Below are 20,358 nucleotides of genomic sequence, written 5' to 3' on the forward strand. Positions count from 1 at the left end.
CCTGCGCGATTTGGCACAACCGCACCATCGGCGCACCCACCACCAGGTCACTGACCGCCTACGACCACTAAGCCACATCGGAACTACTCGTCTAGGTCCGGCGCTTCGTCAAAGTATCGATTGGCGACTCGTGGATCTTCCAGAAGGCCAACCCAGCTCGATTCCGAATTATTCATAGTATAATTTCCTGTCAACTGCGGGGAGTTCGCTAAACCGCATGCTATCCACCTTTCCTGCGTAGAGGTGCTTCTCGCGATCCGGCCCGGTACCGGGGGCCCGGAAAGCACTGATCCTGTCCACCGTAAGGGAATCGCTGCTGGTGAAGGTGAGGTTCACCCCTTCACCAGTGACGGCGACGTTGATGCGCCGACGCTCCAGGGCCGTCATGGTCACATCTGCAGTGACCGGAGGTTTCCACTGGTGCATGGAGACGTCCTCGACGGCCAGAAACTTCAGGTGGAACTGGAGTCGATCACACCCCTCTTCCGCCCATTCAGGCAGCGGAAAGTCAGGAAAAACGGGAAGATCCAGCCGCAGGATGATCGTGGGACCGTACCGGTCGAAATGAACGGATCTCAGAGTGATTTTTTCAAGCGTAGGCAGCTCCCGGTAAAACTTTTCGATCTTTTCCTTGTTGCGTAGCAGTTCACCCCAGGTTCGGGTCATAGTAATAGTGCTCCTCGCATCCCTCATAGTTTGAATTTCGTGTGTCTTCGATTGGGCGCATGTGAATATGCGGGCGCTGATAGCCATTTTCGCCCGGCTCGCGGTGCCCCGTCCAGTGATTCTGGAATACCACGAAATCTCCGCGGTCGTTCAGGTGGGTTTCTTCCGGGAAGTAGATCGGGTTGTGTTCTTTGTCGAACAGCTGCTTGCTTCCTTGCCACTCGGGCGTTGTTGCCGGCACCCAGTCATCTACAGCTACCGGTTCTTGCCCCCAAGGGTCCCCGGCATCGCGAAATGCCTTTTTCTTGGCCTCCTCCAGGCTGGGATCATCGGGACACGACTCCAGGCCCAGCGGGTCCGCCCAGGACAACGGGTTGACTACATAGGCATGGTGGTTGGGAGCCGCACGAAGGCCGAGCGGGTCCGGACTCAGGTATGAAGCGGTGTCGGGCGAGTAGTACCGGAAGTAGTTGTATCGCAGCCCTGACTCTTCGTCGTGGTACTGGCCGGGGAACCGCAGTGGGCAGTCCACCGCGCCTCTCGCCGGGAAAGGGGAGCTCCCCATACGGTTGGGGGAACGGCGCAATCCGGCAGGTTGAGGGCTTGAGGCGGCGCCTCCGGGGCATGGGCGGCCGCTTGTTTCGCGGCGAGATGGGTTGCGCCGCCTGGCGCTGGCCGACGGCCCCGCCCCGCCGCCCGGGGTGCGCAAGACGGGCGCCCTCGATGCGGGGCCGGACTCCCTGGAACGGATCGCCGAAGCAATCCGTTCCGGCGAGATCACGGTTCCGACCGCGGCGACCTACCCAGTTGAGCAGATCCGCGAAGCCGTGACGACACAAGCCCAGAGACATGTCCACAGCAAAATCGTGATCACGCTGTAAACCGGCACAAGTACGGACAGCGGGCCACGCGGCGCGATGGCCGCTGAGCCGGCCTTCGGCCAGGCCTGTGCACCGAATCGCAAGCTGTGCGATGGCCCAGTGGGCGCGTGGACTTCCCACACCGGAACTTGCGCGGTCCGCGCGTACTGCAGCCGGATCGGCTGGGACAAGGGCAAGGACCATGTCGGCGCCCAGCTCGGTCATCTGCCGGTTCAGGCGTTCGGCGGTCCGACAGAACGTCGTCCGGACTGCCCGCTGTACGCGGTGTTCCGGGCCGTCAGCGGGTTAACCGGGCCCGCAAGTTTCCCAGTCGGGAGCATGCCCCTCGTCGCTGTGCCCGGCGAACCGTGCTCAGACAGCCATCTGAGTACCGAGGGCGCAGTCCAGCACGTGTACGAACACGAGGGGAGGACGTGATGCCGTACAGCTGGGTGACGTCGAGCCAGCCGGTCTTTAACGACGCGGTCAGCAGGCCGTAGTACGACCCGTGGGCTGGCCCGAGGACCAGGAAGCGAAGGGGCGCGACCGCCGCGGCGGCCCTACTACGGCCAGCTCGGGATACGCCGCAGTCAGGCGCTCCGTCACCGCCTGGCCGAACGGCTTCATCTGAATCGACCAGGCCGGTGTCAGGCACCCGCCTCACGCCACCAGGCGTCCAGCTTGGACGGTTCCGGGGAACCACACCCGGGTGGAGGCTCGCATATAGTCCGCCTACCTCGCCAACCAGCAGCGCAACCCGGGCATTGCCCGCCGGGAAAGGAGACGTCCCATGCTCGCCGTCGTTCTGGCCGTCACCGTCCTCGCCGCAGGTGTCCTGATCGCCAAGGCAATCGGAATCTTCTTCACCAGAAGAGTCTTTCTGGCCTCCGGGCTCGTCGGAAACTTGCTGGAGGCCGCACTCCTGCTCGCCAGCACGGGCTGGCTGGTCAATTTCTACGGCGCCGCCAGCGTGTTCGCGGACGAGGGCGAGGCCGTCTCCTTTTTGCCCGTCCGCCAAGTCCGCGACACCGGTCACGGCGTCATCGACCTGGTGTCCGAGTGGATCGCACCGACCGTGACCGTACTGTTCACGGCAAGCGGTATCTGCCTCGTCGCCGTAGTCGGGGCAATACTGCGGCACCGCGGCCACCGGCAATCACTGCTTTGAACTGATCGAGACGGCCGTGGCCCAGCACCCCGCCCTGGTCCACCACCGGGTGCTGTACGGGCCGCCGCGGCACCGAGCGCTCGCCGACCATCTGGTGCGGCTGCTGGAGTTGCGGGATCCGTGGGCGCACCGCAACGGCGGCAAGACGCTGCACATCGAGCTCGTCGAGCCCCCGGAGGCGCTGGAGTGCTTCTTCGTCGCCACTGAGACGCTGAAGCAGGGCCGCCCTGGACCCGGCGAAGTTGGCTGCGTCGGGTAGACGCCTCACTAGTGTTGTGACCGCATAGGTTCGCCGGTGTGAGCCTTGCGGGATGATCACCTCATGAGTGAGATCGTGTTGATGTCGGACCCGAGGGTCGCTGCCATACCCGTTGCGGAATGCGGTGAGCGTCTCGTGGATGTCCGACGTGGTGACTCGTTACTGGTCGATGTGCGCAAGCAGGATCCAGACGGTGCCTTCGCGCATCTGCGGGAAGGTGTGCTGGAGCGGCTGCACAAGGCCCAGTCGATGCTTTCGCCGGGCTTGAGACTACTGTTCGTCGAGGGATACCGGCCTCCTGCCCTTCAGCGGGATTACTTCGAGGAGTACGCCGGTCAGCTGCAAGCCGTCCACCCTGAGTGGTCCTCCACGCAGGTCCACGCGGCGGCGAGCCGGTATGTGTCACCGCCCGAGATCGCACCGCACAGCGCCGGGGCAGCCGTCGATCTCACCCTGGCCGACGCAGGCGGGCACGAGCTGGATCTGGGCACGCGGATGGACGCAGACCCTGAGGAGAGCGAGGGCGCCTGCTACACCGATGCTGCCAACATCAGTGAGAAGGCCCGCGCCAACCGGAAGCTGCTGGGCGCTGTGCTCACGGCTGCGGGGCTGGTGAACTACCCCACGGAGTGGTGGCACTGGTCCTTCGGGGACCGCTACTGGGCTCTGATCACGGGGAAGGCCGCGGCCCTCTACGGCCCGAAGGAGATCGACTCGCACGGCTGACCGGCCCGCCGCTGCCGGACTGACCGGTCACACGACGGCGAGGTCAGGGCACCCGCCACAACGGACGCCTTTCTCGCTGCGGACGCCGGCACGTTCACGTCCCGGCTCGCCCGGCCCGCGGCAGCTGATCACCGTGGTGGAAGCTGCGACCGCCGACGCCCCGGTGCAGGTGCCACCGAGAACGGCCCTCTGTCTGCGTGGCGGACCGTTCAGCTTTCTGGCGCGCCGGGCGCGTCGTACGTCGTTCGTGGACCAGTGCTGCACCGCCACGTCCTCAGGTTGAGGTGAGTAGCCGGTCTCAGGCGGGGCCGCGTCGCGCCTCTACGCCCCCCACCATGCCCCTCCCCCACCGCTGCGGCCAGTGTGTTCACCATGCCGCCTCCTCCGCAGCCGCATTCAAGCAGAACAGCGGATGACGGCCAGACGACGATTCCTGCGTCCGGTGCTGGTCCTTGCTGGCGCGCTGCTTGTTGCCGCCGCGTCCGGGGCCGCGCCGCACTGTGGCTAAGACGTCATCTCATTTGGCGATTCTGCGGTAGCAGATGAGGGTGCAGGCGATGCTGGTGAAGGCGAGGAAGTGTGCGGCTTTGCGTTCATAGCGTCGATGGAGGCGGCGGCAGCCGGCGAGCCAGGACGGACATGGTGCGTTCAATGGTCCAGCGGTGGCGGCCGAGTCGCTTTGAGGTCTCGATGCCTTTCCGGGCGATGCGGTGGGTGATACCTCGTCGGCGTAACCATCGCCGCAGGTGGTCGTAGTCGTAGCCCTTGTCACCGTGGAGCTTGCCCGGCCTGCGTCGCCGGGGCCCACGGCGGGAGCGGATCGGCGGTATGCCCTTGACCAGGGGAATCAGGGCTTGGCTGTCGTGCAGGTTGGCCGCGGAAATACCGACGGACAGGGGCAGACCGGTCCGCTCGGTGAGCAAATGGATCTTCGAGCCGAACTTGCCCCGGTCCACAGGATTCGGGCCTGTCAGGTCCCCCTTTTCAGGGCCCGCATGTTCACCGAGTCGATCGCACAGCGGGACCAGTCCAGCTCACCACGGCAGCCCAGCTCATCGAGGACCAGGCGATGGAGCCTGGCCCATACCCGCGCCTTCGTCCACTCCGCAAAACGCCGGTGGGCTGTGGCCCCGGACGGCCCGAAGTAGGCGGAAGGTAACTGCTGCCACGTACAGCCCGACGTGGCCACGAACACGATCGCTGCCAGCACCTCCCGATCACCGTGCCGGCGCCGCCCACCGCCCTGCGGCCGCGACGGCGCCTCCGGCACCACACGCTGGAACAGCTCCCACAACTCATCCGGCACCAGCCGCTCAACGATCCCCACCACGCCGACAGCCTACCGAGGCCACCAAATGAGATGACGTCTAAGGAGGCCGCTCGCACCGGACGCCAGCGCGTACGCCACCGCCTGCAGCAGCAGGGGTGGAAGCTGATCAGCGAAGTCGACGGGCACATGTGGTCCCAGTACGAGCATCCGGACAGCGGCCAGACAGTCGGCGTCAACTGGTACCGAACTACCGGGGTGCTCACCATCACCGTCCGCGCTCCGTGCGGCAAGCTCCCGTCCGGCTTCGACGAGCGTCGGTGGCGCAACGCTCCCGACGCCGCCGGCATCGGGCGGTGAGCGCAGACACCGGGGTGCCGGCAGGCCCGCGCCGCGGGCTCCGCCGTCTGGCCTCCTACAGTTGCTCCCCCCTGCCGGCTGGTTTCGGAGGATGCGTCCCGCCACCGTCCCTGATGTCCTGATCGCAGGTTCGCGGGTCGTAGGACCGGTCATTGGGGATCAACAGCACTCCGGCAACCTGCCCAGGGTGCTCGACGGTGAGCCAGTCATCGCCGGTGCGGGTGCGGTCCGGCTGCTGCCGTGCCTGGCCGGAGTAGATCGTCTGACAGTCCAAGGCCACGCGCTTCTTATCGACCGCGCAGGCCTGCACTGCGGGGCCGGATGTCTCGCTGGTGCCGTCGAAGCGGTAGGTGAAGTGGACCTGGTCGCCGGCGGAGGGCTCCTGCGGGTGGGGCTCCAGGCGCCAGTCAACGACTTCGGCGGTGACGCCGGGGCGCTGCCCGTACGTGTCCTCGACCTGCACTCTCACCCTGGCCTCACCGCGCTTCGCCGTCGTGTCGGTGCAAATCCAGGAGGAAGAGCAGCCGGACAGGGCGAGAATCACCAGAGCCAACGGGGCACCGGCAAGTACCCGTCGAGGAAACACTGAGCAGACCTCCGGTCGGGATGGGGCGAAGCAGTGTATCCCGGGCCTGGCAGCTGCGGGTGAGGGCGGCGAGCGCCTGCGGCAGTGAAACCGAAACGCAGAGGAGCTCTGTGCACCAAGCAGGCGCAGACAGCATCACGATGCAGCTGACTCACCAAGTGAAGCACTGTCTAGAGCAACTGCATTGGGGCTGGCAGCCCCCGGGAGTCAGCCGACCAGGCCCGTGCGTACCGGACCCACCCCGCGCCACGTCCATCCCGCTCTCAGGACCGCGTCGCGCAGGAGGTCCTTCCTCTCCGCACCGACGAAGCGGAAATCCTCCTCTGTCTCAAGTCCGCCGTCGGCCCCCGCCCGGCCGTCCAGCGCCGGGATACCGTCCGCCACCAGGTCGGCACTCTTCGGGAACCGCTGCGCCCCACGTACGGCACCTCCGGCCCGTTGAGCCCGAGCAGCGCCGCCCGCACCTCTTCAGCAGACCGCGGCACGGCACACCTGGCCGGACGCTTGGTGCCGGTCAGTCTGTCGCGAAAACCCATCGGGCGAATCTGCGGATGCCGGGTAACTCAACGCAAGGTCCCCACGCGGGAGCGGCGGACCGGCTCCGACACAGCGGTGGACGCCGGCTGCGCTGGAGCCTGCCCCAGGTCTGCTTCGGTCTTTGATACAGGGTGGCTGAACTCCAATCCACGGGCGCAGCGCTGCTGATGAGCGATGTGAGTACAAGTACTCATGTCTGCACCTGAACTGACAACGTATGTCGATTGTTGTCGCGCATCGCGGGGATCAGAACGGCGGGGCATGGAGATAGACAAGGAAAGCACACAGGCGGCGTTTGCGTCGCGCCAAGCGATGACCTCTTTGACGCCAATCAGAAGAGAACGGACACGACGGGACACAGTGACTGCTGGAAATGTGACGGGCATCCTTGAGGGATCCTTCAGGATGAGAAAGCTGCTGCTTAAGGGCATGAAGAGGTCAAGCGTGCCACATACCCCTTATCCCGCTCGGCCGCGACGTGCAGGTGCCCTCTTCGTCCTGTTGTCCATGGTGGCTGCGGTCACACTGACCGGATGTTCAGGAATGAGCGCCCCGGGAAGAGAAGCTGGCCCCCCGCCGGACAGCCGAGAAGTCTCTGCCGCAAAGAGTGAAGCGCAGAGCATTTCCATCGAGATCCTTAGCATCATCGGTCTGCGTGGCAAGACCAGCAAACCTGGGCCGGGTGTCGCCGTGTGCGGGGACAGGGATCCGGGTAAGTTCTATGCAATTCACCACCATTGGTCCTTGACGGGTGTGCCGGTGAGCTACATGAAGAAAGCCATGAAACGGCTCAGGGAGGGCTTGCCCGGAAAGGACTGGGCAATCACCAGCTACGGCCCGGACAGCAGCCCAAGCAAGAGCCTTGAACTGACCGCAGACTCCGTGAAGGAGAAGTACTCGGTCAGTATTCGGCTCCTGGACGGGACTGGACGGACCGAGCCCGGCGCTCCCACGGCACTGATCTACGTGGATCTGACCTCGGCGTGTTTCCAGGCCCCGAAGGGGAAGACCGTACACGAATACTGACTCCACGTGCGCTATCAGGCACAGCATGCCCAGCCCTTGGGGCCCGCGGGCCCTTCCCACCACCACGCTGCACCGAACCAGCCCCGCAGCCCCATGCCGGGCTCGAGCAGGCCCACCGGGCGTCAACCCGGTGGTTCTCTTCGGGCAGAGGCGGCCCGTCACGAGCGCCGGAGATCAGCGCTCCGCAGCCCCTCTCAGCCTGTGAGCGATCTCCAGATCCGCATGGAGCGCACTGAGCCTGACCAGGTCACGCTGGTCGTCAAGTACGACGACATGAGGCTTACTGCCGACGATGCCAGCTCGGTCGCCTGAAGGGCGTTTTGGGCCCTTGGTCCGGAACTATGCTGCGGCCCGGCATGGTGAGCCGAGCAGGGCGCCGTCGATGAGTTCATCCTCGTCGGGCACAGTAAGCGACCTGGGGCGCACTCGGAGCGTCAGATCGGTATTCCTCTCCTAGATACAGGCACGATTCATGGGATGAAAGAGCTTTACACGGAGCGCGAGCCATGCACGCCGGGGAAGGGGTCGGCGGACCGCAGCGCCTGAATGTCCAAGTATCCGCCTGAGGGGATTCAAGTTTCTCGTAGCGTCGAGTACGAGTAAATCGAGGAATCAAAAAATGCGGCAACTATCAGATGAAGTAATACCTTGACGGAATCAACCAAAAAAGAAGTAGATATTGACCTCATGACGCCGCTTCCGATGAGGTGGCGAGTATCAATAGCTAGCACGCGACAGGATGGAATATGGCACGCCTCACCACCCGTTCGTTGATGGAGTCGGCATTCCCCCCGGAAGAGCTCGTGACGTTGCGGGAAGAGAACCTGTCGGAAGAATTCGAGGAAACGTCCCGGTCAATACTGACCAGCGTCGGCCTTCCGGATGACCGGAGCTCTTTCTTCTTCGTCGACGGGCGACTTACCAACGAGGAGCCTGTCGGCGAGTTCTCCCGCTGTGCGGAGCTCCCCTACTTCTCGCAGTACCGGGACATGCCCGAGGGCTGGGGGAACTGGCTGGTGATCGGGGGCATGTACGAAGACGGCGTGGTGCTGGATCCGGTGTCTGGGGCGGTGTACTGCCTGCCGGACGGCGAGTACACGGCACGAACACTGAACCAGAACCTCGACTCCTTCGTCTACTTCCTGTACTTGTTGCAGTCCGAGCGTCCCAACTATGACTTCTCGGTGTCGGAAGACGTCGATCACTCGGAGGATGTGGCGGTGTCCCTCAGGGAACGGATGATTCGCGTCGATCCGCGTCCTTTCGAGGGGGTGGAGCCAGCGTGGTCGGAGGACTTCGACTGGGACGCCGAAGACGCTCCAGCACTGCCCGCGTGGGATCGTGTGCTCTGGGACGTTCACGAGTCGGTTGGCTAGGCGGATTTACCCATGACAATCCCGGAGAATGCCGTGCGCTGCTTCACGGCTGAGGACGTCTTTGATGACGCCAGCGAACTCCCGAGCGTGCAGCAAATCGCGGACATCGCGGTTCCTCTCCAGGTGGGGCCGTGCTTCGAAACGCTCGCGACGAGCCAGTCCAGTTGCACGCGTACGCGGAGCTCGTCGGGCGCCGGGTGGTGCACGAGAACACCCGGGCGTGGGCGCGTCTGGGTCGGACCGCGGGTTCGAAATCTGCGTCGACCAGGACGGGTCCGCGCGTGCGGTGCTGCTGGGCTTGGACGAGGTGGTGCGTTCGGTGAACTCGACGCATGAGGCTTTCGCGTAGCCGCTCGAAGTGCTGGATCAGGCCTTGCGGACGATCCTCACCGTGGACAGTCCGCAAGCCGCCAAGACCGCGTTCGAGCAGTTGGAGCAGCGGCTGTGGGCCATCGACGCAACCGCGTTCGCCGAGCGGGAGAACTGGTGACCGCTGGTGCTCGACGACATCACGGACACGGCGAGCACCGAATGGTTCGCGGCCTTCGAGGTCGTCAACGTCCGAGGTGAGAAGCAGATCTTCACGGAGCCCGGAAGCGTCGGAATCCATCCTGAGGAGAAGCTGTGGCGGAAGCTACGACAGGCCGGCGTGGAGCCGGAACGGGTGCTGAGGATCCACACGGAGCTGGAGGCGTGCTTCATGCCCAGCCACTACTGCTCACTGTGGCTGGGTGAGGTGTTCCCTGACGCGCAGTTCACGTACAACTTCCCGTACGGAGAGAGCGCCGACTCACGGGCCGAAAGCATCCAGCAGCTGCGAGTGGCCGCTGCTGAGCAGCCGCCACAGTAACGCCACGGGCAAGGAAGAGGGAGAGGGAAACGCGGCCACTGTCTTTCCGGCGCCGGACATTTCCGCTTGACTGCACGTCGAGGGCGCCCGACAAGCAGCAACTGTTCGACTGGGCCGTCAATGCCGACGCAGACCACCCGCCAGTGTCTCTGGTGCGCGGCGCGAGAGGCAGCGGCAAGAGCCGTCTCCTGGTCTGGTTCTTGGCGGGAGCATCCGCCGTCGGCCGCCCTGGTGTGACGGTCCATGCCACCGTCCCGGCCGACCGGCCGACCGGCCGACCGGCTGCCCGGCTGCCCGGCTGCCCGGCTGCCCGGCTGCCCGGCTGCCCGCGGACGCGTTAGCCTGGGATCTCGGCCGGCAGCGGGGCTACGGACCGCTGCCCCGGACCGTCTGCTGAACCGGGTCGCCGGCGACCAGCGGCCGACGCTTGTCATCGTGCCTGACCTGCACCGAGCCGGACCCGGCGTGCCCGATCTGCCTCCAGCCGATCCGGTGACGCTCGTCACCGAGTTGCTCGGGTCCCTGCCGGCGCTCCCCCACGTTCGAGCCGCGGTCGAAGTCGGCAACTCGGGTCTGCTTGCTGATCACCCTGCTGAGGTCATCGAGGTGGAGCCGACCGCCGGTCGCCAACCGGTCGGCGAGGTGTTCATCGGGTTCGTGACTCTCATGGCGGCCGTACCGAGGACTACCGGCGGGCGACCCGACTGGGCGCAGGCTCCCGTTGACGTCCGCGAGCGTGTGCTCGACCGGGCGCTTCACGAAACGGGCGGTCAGTCGACCGCAGCAGACCAGCAGCTGCTGATCGACCCTGGCTTCCACGTCTACGGGCCGACCTGTGCCCTCACGGCCGCGATGGACGACGAACGCCTCCCGCTGCCTGCCGGGGCCCGCCGCATCTGGCGCCGGCAGCGCCCCAGCTCACCGCGACCGATCACAGCCCGGCCGAGCCCGCTGCGCTGCTGCACGCCGCAGCACTCGGTGACAACGGCCGCCTCGCCGCTTACCTCCGTCCCTTCACCGAACAGCGTTCCTGGACGCAACCATCTGAGTACAACACGGCTCCCCAGCTGGCGCCCAGTGCCTCCTTCAGGGGGCCGACAGTCAGCTGCTGGTCGCTGATCCGCTGGGAGGACTGCGCCTTGTCGCTCCAGAAACAGGGCAGCGTACAGGATCGCTACCCTCGCTGACTGGCATTCGCCCCGCGGGCGTGGCCGGGCCCGGCGCTGACACGCCCTTGGTGCTCGGCGATGACGGTGCTCCGCAAGCGGTGGCGGCCGATACGGAAGGGGCAGCCGCCACAGTGCTCGGGCACATCGTCGCCCACCACCGTCCATTTGTGGTCCCTGACCGCGTACGCGCCCACGCCGCGAAGCTACCGCCTTCACACCGTTCCGGCCACAGCCCTCACCTATCTGCGGCTGCCAGTCTTGGCTCCCCAGCCGTGTACAGGTGAACGTCCTCAGGCATTGGTACGCGGGTCATGAGCGGGCCTCGTGAGGTCGCAGGATCGCCCCTGCGGAAGACGGGTTGGCTCAGGAGTTCCGCTCATCGCTGCCCGGCTCGCCGCGCGGCCCGGAGCGTACCGTGCTTCGCACGACAGCCTCTTTGAAGGCCGCCGCGGCGCGTCCTGTCAGGACGATTCTGCGCGGGCGGTCGTCGGCGTGGGTGAACTGGACGACACCGTCACGACGGCCAAGGCTGATGTTGGTGAAGGCGTAACCGATCCGAACGGGCCCTGGTTCCCGATCCGCCAACCGAGCCGCAATGACATCGGCCACGCCCCGGCCCATGGGCAGGGCTGCCTGGCAGGACATTCGGCTCGATGCCCCGCCCACCGACAGCCCGGCAGCCGCATCGCCGACGGCGTACACCTCAGGGTGCGAGACCGAGCGCAAAGTGGCGTCGACGAGCACCCGGCCGCTCTCATCCGTGGCGATGCCTGCCGCGCGGGCCAGTTCCGGCGCACGGAACCCGGTGCTCCACACAACGGCGTCAGCGGCGAACGACGTGCCATCGCGGGTGTCCAAGCCGTCCTCCCGCACCGCTGCGACGACGGTCTGCGGATGCACCGAGACGCCCAGTCGGTCGAGAGCGCGCCGCAGGTGGGTCCGGGCACGCGGCGCGAGCCCGGCACCAACGTCATCGGCACCGGTGAACAGCCGGACCCTCAGGTCGGGGTAGCTCTCGGCCAGTTCCGAGGCGGTTTCCAGCCCGGTCAGCCCTCCGCCGACCACCGCGATAGTGCCGCCGGACGCCATCTCGGCAACTCTGTGCCGCAACCGCGTCGCCTGCTCAGGACCGGCGACAGAGTACGCGTGCTCGACTGCCCCCGGAACATCGTCGAGCCGCGCCTGGCTGCCCACCGCGTACACCAGGGTGTCGTAGCCGATCGTGCGGGGCGCGACGTCCGTACACACAGTCCGGCCAGTGGTGTCGATCGCAGTCACGTGTCCGACAACCAGTTGGACTGGTGTACCGCTGAGCTGTTGGCGCAACGGCAGCTCCGTCCAACGCTGCCCGGCGGCGAGCTGGTGGAGCCGGACCCGTTCCACGAACCGGTCCGAGGCATTGACCAGCGTGACGGTGACATCGTTGCGGCGCAGCTTGCGGGCGAGGCGCTTGGCCGCCAGCAGACCGGCGTAGCCGGCACCTACGACAACGAGGCGATGACTCATAGCATGACTTCCTCTGTGACTACGGGGACTACGGGCGGCTTCGGCGCCGCCTCGGACAATCGGCCATCACTCATCGGTGTCAGGATCTGGCCACTGCAACCGCCCAGGCGATGTACAGGATGTTCATGACTAGCCGGGCCACCGCACCGGCCGGCCGCTCCAGCCGCCGGGGCCGGTCCGGCCGCGCGCGACGCAGCGCGTCTACGTGGGACGTCAGGTAACAGGTGATCAGGGCGGCGGCGGCCCAGCCCCCGGCCAGTCTGCTGCACGGAACCAGCACCAGCGCACCCACCACGACCTCCGCCGCCCCGCTGACGGCCACGAGGAGCCGCTCCCGGCGCAGCCATGCGGGTATCAGCATGCGGAAGTAGCCGGGGACCAGAAAATGCATGACCCCCGTGACGAGCAGGAATACCGCCAAGGCGGCGGCAGCGGTAGCGTGCATGGCACGATGATCCGTTCACCTCGCGCCTGGGCGCTTGAACAAAACGATCGCCGCATCGTCTTCGCCTCCGGCACCGAGGCGACGATGTTCGCCGAGTCCCGTCCGTTCAGCGTCTCCCAACACCAACTGCCCGCGTGGAAAGCCGTGCTGCCGATCGGCGGCCACGCCCAGCTCCTCCAGCCGGGACGGCCCATGGTGGCGGCGTCCGGGCTGATCGTTCCGCCCCAGCTGGCCCATGCCTGTGCGGCGACCTCGCCCTACATCGCCCTGTTCATCGACCCATGGCTGCTGCCTTCCGGCCCGGAGCCGATACGGCTCGGTGCAGGCGAGGTCCGCCGCCTGCTCGCCGCGCTCGGCACCACCGATTCCCACGGCCCCGACACCGGCGTGGACCTGACCGCCGGGTATGCCGAGCTGCGGACACTCGCCGGGCACCCGGCCCCGCTCGATCCGAGAGTGGCCCACGCTGTCCACCTGTGCACGTCGCTCGATCCGGACATGCCCATCACCTCCATCGCCGACGAGGTCGGCCTGTCGGCCCCGCGGCTGCGCGCCCTGGTACGCCAGGACGTGGGAATCGCGCTCACCCGCTTGCGCCGATGGGGCCGGCTCCGTACCGCGATCGCCGACCTGCCGGATTCGACTGCCGCCCTGGCCGCAGCCACCGCAGGCTTCGCCGACCAGGCCCACCTCACCCGCACTGCGCGGGACTTCATCGGACGCACACCCGCCTCTCTGCAACGCGCTGAAGGGTAAGGCGCCATTGACAGGCTGTCGCACCCCGTAGCCCTGAGAGCTGCGACGGCCCCGGGTCTCCATCTGTGCTCGACCAACTTCACAGTGGGGACGCATAGCTGTACCTGCCAGGGCCGCACTCAGGTGTACGCCGACAAGGCGTGACCGCGTCCGCGAGATCGAGAACGGCGATAAAGACGTACACGAGTTCGCTCCACTCACCGAGGCGGAACGCGTGCGGGCCCTGGCCCGCCTGCTGGTTTCATGAAAGTCGATGTTGTCGATGTCTATCGGGAGGCCAATGTCGGTCCCCGGGCGGGCCGCGGCCGTGCGCGGGCGAGCCAGTACGCGTCCGCGGCACCGGACCACCAAGGCCCGGAGGCTGCCGGACGTGCCAGAGACCATGACGACGCAGACGCAGCCCAGCAAGGACGGCGCTGAGGCGGTGGTGCCGACCGAGGCGCCGGAGCCGACCAAGCCGGGCGTGATCCGCCTGTGCGATCCGGCGGAGGATCGGGCGCGGGTGGGCCGGCACCGTACCGGCGGCTCCAACGCGGTGGGCCGCCGGCGCGCGGACGTCCGCCTGCTGGTCGACATCAACGAGCCGGACAGCGACGGCACGTGCCAGGTCACCGGCCGGGTCCGGGGCACAGCGCACCACCGCGACAGCGAGAGCGGCGACGCCCCCTGGAAACATACCGGCACCTACCGGGCGCAGGACTGGCTCAGTCTGCTGCGTCGCGGCATCAACGACCACTTCACCATCGTGGTCGAAGAACGGGAGAACTTCCGTGACGATCCGGGCCTGCAGCCGGACGTCCTGGTGACGCTGTTCGCCAAGGTGAATGCGGACCGGCTCAGCGCCTACACCTTCTAATGGATCTTCGGTGCCGATGAACGCATCGGCAGCAGCCTGCTGGCCGGCGCCTGCGTCCACGGCCGCCAGGTGCTGTTCGTTCCGCGTCGATGAAGGGCCTGAGGTGCAGCACCCTGCGCCATCCGCACACCGGCCGCCATCACAGCACCGGAGACCGCCGCGTCATCGGGCACCATCCGGAATCCTTCGCCGAGATCACCATCGCCGCGCCTCGGCGACCGAGACCGAGGTCAGCGCCGAGGTCGCCGCCTCCCGGAATGTGGGCCTCGTCCGGGACCCCAACGCCACCGACATCCGCGTCACCAGCGCCCTGGAGCGGTACAACGCCCACGAAGACCACCGGCGGACCGCAGCTTCTCACCACCACACGATCCAGACGGTCCACAAGCCCCTCGGCGACCTCAACTCCAGCGGACAGATCACCCACGCCGTGCCCACCGATGAACTCAACCCCTACCGCTACGTCTGGGGCTGCACCGACGCCAGCCTGCAGACCAAGCTGCTACAAAGGGCCGTCGTTCCCATCTACACCCGCATCACCTGACACCGCCACCCGCGCCCGCCACCCCGTCCGCGGCTCCACTCCCCCGCCCCGCCACCACCTGGCACGGTCCCTGGGTGGGCATCGAATTGGGGGACGGCACCAGCACGCCCATTCCCGCCGATCGAGTGGGAGCTGCGGCGGCGGGCGGCTCAGCAGGCGGTGGACGAAGCGAGACTGACGAGACGTATTGGTCCGTCCGGCAACCGCGGCCGAGACTAGCATCGCGCAGGAGCTCTACCGCGGCATCGCTGCCCTGCAGGCCGCCTGGGATACCCGGGACCAGCTGCCACCGCTCGCCCCAGGCTGCGCCTGCTGGTTGAGGTTGGCCAACTCGTACGGCCCCTCGCCGATCCGGACACCGGCTCCGAGGACGTGGAACAGCATCTGCACGAGGCCATGGAAGCCGTAGCCGTCACCTGCACCGCCTCCAATACCCGATTAACCGCCCTGGAGGCCCCACCTCCGACGCCGCAGCGTCAATGGTCGAGATAGCTGGGAAGTCCTGGCACAGTTCGAGCAGGAACTGCACCCTCCCGGTGAAACGGAAGGGACGTGCTGGTGGGATGACCAGGGCGCAGTGAGTGTGCTGTCCCAGATGCGAGAAGGACTGCTTGCCCCGCTCCTCCCCTCCTGAGAAGCCTCGGCCGTTGATCAGGTAGTGAGTGTCCCGTCCGGGGCGCGCCGGATGCCCGCGTAGACCCGCACCCGTGCGCCGGGCTCCCCGGGTCAGGCCACGGCTGTGACGGTCCGCTGGACCACCACAGGGAACACACGGCCTGCACGGGGCTGCGGACGCGATCTCCTCGTCATCAGCCACCATCTCTACCGCGCTCAGGCCCGCCCGGCGAAGTGCGCCTCGCTGATCGCCTTCATACACAGGCAGACCGCCGGGACGGCCCGGTGGTTCGGCCCACGGCAGGAGATCACTCGAACGGGCAGCAAGCAGCCACGTGCCGACGGCGGCGTGCCGCCAGTCCGGTCGCGCTCCAGGATGGCTGCCCGACGCTGGAGCCATAGGACGCTCCACGCCGATGGACCACAAGTCCGCCGACTGGGAGGAGCGAGTCCCTGCTGCCGGCGTCCGGGCATGCCTCCGAGAGATCGGGGCCCGGCAGCGCATCGTCGTCAGTAATCCCGATCACCGCCCGTCCGCGCTGACCGGCGGTTCCGGCCACCTGCACAATGCCGGCGGCCCAGGCCGCCAGGGCGGGGCTGCCGTGTCTCGGCACCCGCCCTTCACGCACCAGGCTGGGACAGCGTCATCGCCTATGCCAAGCTCGTGGATCGCAGTCTCCACAGGCCAGGCTCCCGGCGGGGTGAGGCGCTGGTCGACGTGGACCTGCCTGCGGCTGTACTGACTGCGCGTACCGGCACCCTCGTTGGCTCAGTCGTTCCATCGTTTGCGTGCGGACGCGGCCAGTCCGGTCACCAGGGTGTCGGGAGGCACGTCCTTTGTGACAACGGTTCCGGCACCGACCACCGCCCCACGCCCGACCGTGGCGCCTTCGTGCAGCAGTGCCGGTACGCGCGACCGTAGCGGGTGCGACAGATGTGGCGTCATCGCCGAGTCAGGCGACGTTCCGGCTACTACGTACCGCCCGCCGAGTACGAACACGATCGGCCCGTGGCCTGACCAGGGGGCCGCCGTGACCATCCACGACCTGCTGCGCCGGCGGGCTCGGGAGAGATAAGGGAGGCTGGGGAGGGCCAGGTGACTCGCGCGCCATTGGCCATGGCGCGCGGGCCACCGCGACGAACCGGGCCTGTCAGAGCCAGACATCCGGCTCCCAGTAACTGGCGGGCTTGTTCCAGATGATGCGTCGGATAGCAGCGATCATGTCATTCACCTCCCTTCGTCAGCACAGGCTTGGCGGGGGCTTTAAGGGCGCGGTGCAAGGTGAAGGAGCGAGGGAGAACTGAACCGGACACCAGGGGCCGGGCATCTCCGCCGCCGACGGTCAGGCGGGCGTTTTGTGCCAGGGCGGTGACCGCCTCGGTGATCAGGCTCTGTGCGATGGCCGCGCCGGCACAGGTGAAAGGGCCGGCGCTATAGGGGACGTAGGGGCCTTGCCCGCCCGGTTCGTTCCAACGTTCGGGTCGGAACGCTTCGGGTCGGTCCCAGTGGTGCGTGTCGTGGTGCAGCAGGTAGGGGCTGACCGATAGGACCGTGCCCGCTGCGAACGGCAGGCCACCGAACTCGAGGGGGCGGGGGACGAGTCGGCCGACCATCCAGACGAACGGACGGTGGCGTGCGGCCTCGCGCACCAGCCATTCGGCAGGCCACGGCCACGGCGGGCCGGGCGGGTGGTGCAGGCAGGCCAGCAGCAGCGACCATGCCACCGCGTAGCCGATGTTGCCCACGATCGACTGGAACAGCAGGACGTAGAGGTTTGCCACGGTCCGGTCGGCAAGCTCCTCGGGGCTGGCTCCGATTACGGCGTCCAACACGTCCTGCGGCTCGGCCGCTGCGAAGCCCTGTCTCCGGCGGCTGCGGACATGTCCGGTGATCGCGGCCAACAGTTTGGGGCGCAACAGTTCCGCCCGCGCCCGCTGTCGCATGTACGGCTGGCGGGCGGTCAGGCCGGCCGTCACAGCCTGAGCCAGCTGCCGCCGCAGTGCCGGCGGGGCTTCGGGGTGCAGCAGCACGTCTGCCGTGCACCGGTAGACCAACAGCGGCCCGGCTCCGGGCCACTGGCTGACCGGGCCCAGCCCGGCCACTGCCTCGGCCATGGTTCGGCGGTAGCTGGGCAGGTGCACCCGCAGCAGGTCCCGGACGGCGCGGCCGAGGGCGACCTGGGCGGTTCGCGAAGGCAGCATGCTCCCGAAGAAAGTGGACATGCCGCTGTGGAAGGTCGGGTCGCGCAGCACTGTGAGCGCCAGCTCGGTGTCCCTCACACACCAGGCGCCCCACGGGAGCCGGAACACCTCTACCGGACTCCGGCGTGCGCAGTCTTCGATGTAATAAAGCGGATCACGCCGGAACCGGCGCATTTCTCTCACGCTCACCGCACGCCCTTCCCGAGGGACGTCACCCGGGCACCCAATTCACCACCCGTGACAGGTGCTTGCCCAGCGACGACCCTCCTCAATGCCGCAGGTGCACCACTCCACTCGTAAAGGTGAACACACCGGACACTCGTCCCCGCCACCCGCCACCCGCCACCCGCTCACGCGACCGCTCAAGCTCTCGCCATCAATGTGACCTGCACCGCCCGGAGCGGATCTCTGCCCCGCGGCCGGGAGCAGGCCCCCCGGGCGGCCCCACCGACGAGCTTGACGTAAGGAGTTCACACCGAACGCCGACGGCTTGGACTGCATTACAGACCTACGGCATTCAGCGGCCCAGATGCCGACCGCCTCAGCAGCGGATGCCTTCGGCCTTCCACATCCGCTGATCGGTACAACCTGGCCAACGACCGGACTGGCAGAGGCTTCCCGCTGCCGAGCGAAGCGCGAAACCTGGTCCGCGCTGGCGGCGGGAGCAAGAATTCGATGTCCGACCGGGACCGCGTAAATCTGTGTGACGGTGTGGCGATTGCAGGCGGCGGCTGCTGACCTGGGGTGACCAGCCGCGTTGGGTTACGGTGTCGCGCAGCACGGCCAGTCCGGCACGCATCTGGTGGCGGGTGAGGCCGCAGGATGCGGCAGATGTGCCTGGCATGCTTTCGGGCTGCATCAGCCATGCGGCACGACATGGGTACATGCCCCACAGCAGGCGAGTCGGCTCTTCGTCCCTGTCGGTCTCGCCCGTAGAGACCGCGTGCCCGCCTCAGTCGCAGGCGGCCGAGCCCTCGGGGGCTTACTCGAACTGCCAAGCCCGCTGGGCCTGGGCATGGCATTGCCGAACAGGCACCTGGCCGTGTCGTCGAGTGCTGGTTGGAAGGCGACCGAGAGGCAGGACAGGAAAACGGTCGCTGCCGCGCCGCACCTGCTCGTCGGCGGCCAGGTCGTGGAACGCCTCGACCTTCTCCTGGACTGGACTGACCGTGGGCTGTTCATCTGCCAGGCAAGCTGGCGGAGGGCGTCAGCACGCACCAGCACCTCCAGACCCGCACCCCTGCCCCCTCCCTCACCCCACACTCCTGCCCCGGTGCACCTGGATCCCCTGACGTGGGCGGGGGTGACGGCTACGGCGCTGAGGCAGGGCTGAGGCAAGGGGGCTGGGGTTGAGTTGGGACCAACTGGAACGGTTAGCCGGCGAACTGGAGTCGGTGGTCGTTCAGGTAGGAGCCGAAGCCCTTCGCGATGGTGTGGTAGTTGGCGAAGCCGTTACCCGTGCCCTCGGCCAGGGTGATACTGCCATCCTTCTCGAGAGCAAGGAGATCGGCCTTGCCGTCACCGGTCACGTCGGCGTACTTGAGGCGGTCGTCGTCGAGGTAGGTGCCGAAACCCTTGGCAATGGTGTGGTAGTTGGCGAAGCCATTACCGGTGCCCTCAGCCAGGGTGATACTGCCATCCTTCTCCAGCGCCAGGAGATCTGCCTTCCCGTCTCCAGTCACATCCGCGAACTTCAAGCGATTGTCGTCAAGGTAGGTGCCGAAACCGTTGACGATGGTGTGGTAGTTGGTGAAGCCGCTTCCGGTGCCCTCAGCCAGGGTGATACTGCCATCCTTCTCGAGAGCAAGGAGATCGGCCTTGCCGTCACCGGTCACATCCGCGAACTGCAGGCGGCTGTTGTCCACATAGGAGCCGAAGCCCTTCGCGATGGTGTGGTAATTGGCGAAACTGCTACCCGTGCCCTCGGCCAGGGTGATACTGCCATCCTTCTCGAGAGCGAGAAGATCGGCCTTGCCGTCACCGGTCACGTCGGCGTACTTGAGGCGGTCGTCGTCGATGTAGGTGCCGAAACCCTTGGCAATGGTGTGGTAGTTGGCGAAGCCATTACCGGTGCCCTCAGCCAGGGTGATACTGCCGTCCTTCTCCAGTGCCAGGAGGTCGGCCTTGCCGTCACCGGTCATGTCGTAGCCGGGCGGGTACGGATTCGCATGGTCCTGTCCCAGGCCGGCGCGCGGACCGCAGGTGGGCCAGGCGCCCTGTCCCTGTCCGGCGAGCACCTTCTCGCCTATGAGGATCTGTTCCTTCTTCGTCGCCAGGTCCGCGCGTGGCGCGTAACCAGTTCCTCCGTACGCCTCCCATGTGCTTTGTGAGAACTGGAGCCCGCCGTAGAAGCGGTTTCCGGTGTTGATGCTCCAGTTCCCCCCACTCTCGCACTGGGCGACCTTGTCCCAGGTGCTGACGGATGCTGCTCCGGCGGGGGGGGCGGTGGCGCAGAGCGCTGCGAGGGCGGTCGCCGCCGTTGCCGTGAACGAGAGCAGGCGGGAGCGCTTCTTGTGCGAGGTCATATTGAACCGTTCTGTTGGGAAGGGGGAGAGCATGAAGGCGCACACGGGCTTTCAGTGCG

20 protein-coding genes and 1 pseudogene are annotated in these 20,358 nt (G+C 66.9%); 11 read left to right on the forward strand and 10 right to left on the reverse strand.

The annotated features are described in order from the left end of the window. Window positions 1-168 precede the first annotated feature (168 nt). Complete coding sequence (locus ACH4OW_RS31685) at window positions 169-666, reverse strand: Imm50 family immunity protein (RefSeq protein ID WP_398031240.1); 498 nt, start codon at window positions 664-666, stop codon at window positions 169-171. Beyond that, complete coding sequence (locus ACH4OW_RS31690) at window positions 647-1,198, reverse strand: RHS repeat-associated core domain-containing protein (protein WP_398031241.1); 552 nt, start codon at window positions 1,196-1,198, stop codon at window positions 647-649. Before ACH4OW_RS31690 ends, ACH4OW_RS31685 begins: the two co-directional genes overlap by 20 nt. 124 nt (window positions 1,199-1,322) lie before the next feature. On the opposite strand from ACH4OW_RS31690, the gene ACH4OW_RS31695 reads away from it, so the two are divergent. The 4 genes from ACH4OW_RS31695 (at window position 1,323) to ACH4OW_RS31710 (ending at window position 3,679) form a co-directional block, all read left to right on the forward strand. Next, window positions 1,323-1,547, forward strand: a complete 225-nt coding sequence (locus ACH4OW_RS31695; protein WP_398031243.1) for a zinc-binding dehydrogenase — start codon at window positions 1,323-1,325, stop codon at window positions 1,545-1,547. 769 nt (window positions 1,548-2,316) lie between these two features. Beyond that, the gene (locus tag ACH4OW_RS31700; RefSeq protein WP_398031245.1) at window positions 2,317-2,694 is read left to right on the forward strand and encodes a hypothetical protein; all 378 of its coding nucleotides are present in this window, start codon (window positions 2,317-2,319) and stop codon (window positions 2,692-2,694) included. Window positions 2,695-2,710: 16 nt separating this feature from the next. Beyond that, entirely contained in the window at window positions 2,711-2,953 is a 243-nt protein-coding gene (locus ACH4OW_RS31705) for a hypothetical protein (protein ID WP_398031246.1), read from the forward strand. Between the two features lie 63 nt (window positions 2,954-3,016). Next, a complete protein-coding gene (locus ACH4OW_RS31710) occupies window positions 3,017-3,679 on the forward strand; it encodes a M15 family metallopeptidase (RefSeq protein WP_398031248.1) in 663 nt (220 codons plus the stop codon). 517 nt (window positions 3,680-4,196) lie between these two features. Here the strand turns inward: ACH4OW_RS31710 and ACH4OW_RS31715 are convergent. Then, a pseudogene (locus ACH4OW_RS31715) lies at window positions 4,197-5,000 on the reverse strand (IS5 family transposase). Window positions 5,001-5,039: 39 nt separating this feature from the next. Between ACH4OW_RS31715 and ACH4OW_RS31720 the strand changes: the two are divergent. Further along, a complete protein-coding gene (locus ACH4OW_RS31720; RefSeq protein WP_398031250.1) occupies window positions 5,040-5,306 on the forward strand; it encodes a hypothetical protein in 267 nt (88 codons plus the stop codon). Between the two features lie 55 nt (window positions 5,307-5,361). Here ACH4OW_RS31720 and ACH4OW_RS31725 read toward each other — a convergent pair whose 3' ends face one another. Continuing rightward, the gene (locus ACH4OW_RS31725; protein ID WP_398031424.1) at window positions 5,362-5,850 is read right to left on the reverse strand and encodes a hypothetical protein; all 489 of its coding nucleotides are present in this window, start codon (window positions 5,848-5,850) and stop codon (window positions 5,362-5,364) included. 840 nt (window positions 5,851-6,690) lie between these two features. Between ACH4OW_RS31725 and ACH4OW_RS31730 the strand changes: the two genes are divergently transcribed. The 3 genes from ACH4OW_RS31730 to ACH4OW_RS31740 all read left to right on the forward strand — a co-directional run bounded on the left by ACH4OW_RS31730 (window position 6,691) and on the right by ACH4OW_RS31740 (window position 9,681). Next, entirely contained in the window at window positions 6,691-7,455 is a 765-nt protein-coding gene (locus ACH4OW_RS31730) for a hypothetical protein (RefSeq protein ID WP_398031252.1), read from the forward strand. A gap of 746 nt (window positions 7,456-8,201) precedes the next feature. After that, on the forward strand, window positions 8,202-8,831 hold the full coding sequence (locus ACH4OW_RS31735; protein WP_398031253.1) for an SUKH-4 family immunity protein: 630 nt from the start codon (window positions 8,202-8,204) through the stop codon (window positions 8,829-8,831). Window positions 8,832-9,327: 496 nt separating this feature from the next. After that, the gene (locus ACH4OW_RS31740) at window positions 9,328-9,681 is read left to right on the forward strand and encodes a nucleic acid/nucleotide deaminase domain-containing protein (protein WP_398031255.1); all 354 of its coding nucleotides are present in this window, start codon (window positions 9,328-9,330) and stop codon (window positions 9,679-9,681) included. Between the two features lie 366 nt (window positions 9,682-10,047). On the opposite strand, the gene ACH4OW_RS31745 is transcribed toward ACH4OW_RS31740, so the two are convergent. From ACH4OW_RS31745 to ACH4OW_RS31755, 3 genes are all read right to left on the reverse strand, one after another. Next, window positions 10,048-10,500, reverse strand: a complete 453-nt coding sequence (locus tag ACH4OW_RS31745) for a hypothetical protein (RefSeq protein ID WP_398031257.1) — start codon at window positions 10,498-10,500, stop codon at window positions 10,048-10,050. 713 nt (window positions 10,501-11,213) lie between these two features. Beyond that, window positions 11,214-12,356: an NAD(P)/FAD-dependent oxidoreductase gene (locus ACH4OW_RS31750; protein ID WP_398031259.1), complete on the reverse strand. Its 1,143-nt coding sequence runs from the start codon at window positions 12,354-12,356 to the stop codon at window positions 11,214-11,216. A gap of 79 nt (window positions 12,357-12,435) precedes the next feature. Then, entirely contained in the window at window positions 12,436-12,801 is a 366-nt protein-coding gene (locus tag ACH4OW_RS31755; protein WP_398031261.1) for a hypothetical protein, read from the reverse strand. A 6-nt stretch (window positions 12,802-12,807) separates the two neighbouring features. On the opposite strand from ACH4OW_RS31755, the gene ACH4OW_RS31760 reads away from it, so the two are divergent. The 3 genes from ACH4OW_RS31760 (at window position 12,808) to ACH4OW_RS31770 (ending at window position 14,957) form a co-directional block, all read left to right on the forward strand. Continuing rightward, a complete protein-coding gene (locus tag ACH4OW_RS31760) occupies window positions 12,808-13,557 on the forward strand; it encodes a helix-turn-helix domain-containing protein (protein ID WP_398031262.1) in 750 nt (249 codons plus the stop codon). A 382-nt stretch (window positions 13,558-13,939) separates the two neighbouring features. After that, window positions 13,940-14,413, forward strand: a complete 474-nt coding sequence (locus ACH4OW_RS31765) for a hypothetical protein (RefSeq protein WP_398031264.1) — start codon at window positions 13,940-13,942, stop codon at window positions 14,411-14,413. Between the two features lie 259 nt (window positions 14,414-14,672). After that, window positions 14,673-14,957, forward strand: a complete 285-nt coding sequence (locus ACH4OW_RS31770) for a hypothetical protein (RefSeq protein WP_398031265.1) — start codon at window positions 14,673-14,675, stop codon at window positions 14,955-14,957. A gap of 234 nt (window positions 14,958-15,191) precedes the next feature. Here ACH4OW_RS31770 and ACH4OW_RS31775 read toward each other — a convergent pair whose 3' ends face one another. From ACH4OW_RS31775 to ACH4OW_RS31785, 3 genes are all read right to left on the reverse strand, one after another. Continuing rightward, window positions 15,192-15,347 (reverse strand): hypothetical protein, encoded by a 156-nt coding sequence (locus tag ACH4OW_RS31775; RefSeq protein WP_398031267.1) that lies wholly within the window; start codon window positions 15,345-15,347, stop codon window positions 15,192-15,194. A 1,449-nt stretch (window positions 15,348-16,796) separates the two neighbouring features. Continuing rightward, complete coding sequence (locus ACH4OW_RS31780; protein ID WP_398031268.1) at window positions 16,797-17,852, reverse strand: cytochrome P450; 1,056 nt, start codon at window positions 17,850-17,852, stop codon at window positions 16,797-16,799. A gap of 1,295 nt (window positions 17,853-19,147) precedes the next feature. Then, window positions 19,148-20,299 (reverse strand): transglycosylase family protein, encoded by a 1,152-nt coding sequence (locus ACH4OW_RS31785; RefSeq protein ID WP_398031270.1) that lies wholly within the window; start codon window positions 20,297-20,299, stop codon window positions 19,148-19,150. Between the last annotated feature and the right edge of the window lie 59 nt (window positions 20,300-20,358).

Source organism: Streptomyces sp. NPDC017056, assembly GCF_044332485.1.
Lineage (GTDB): Bacteria > Actinomycetota > Actinomycetes > Streptomycetales > Streptomycetaceae > Streptomyces.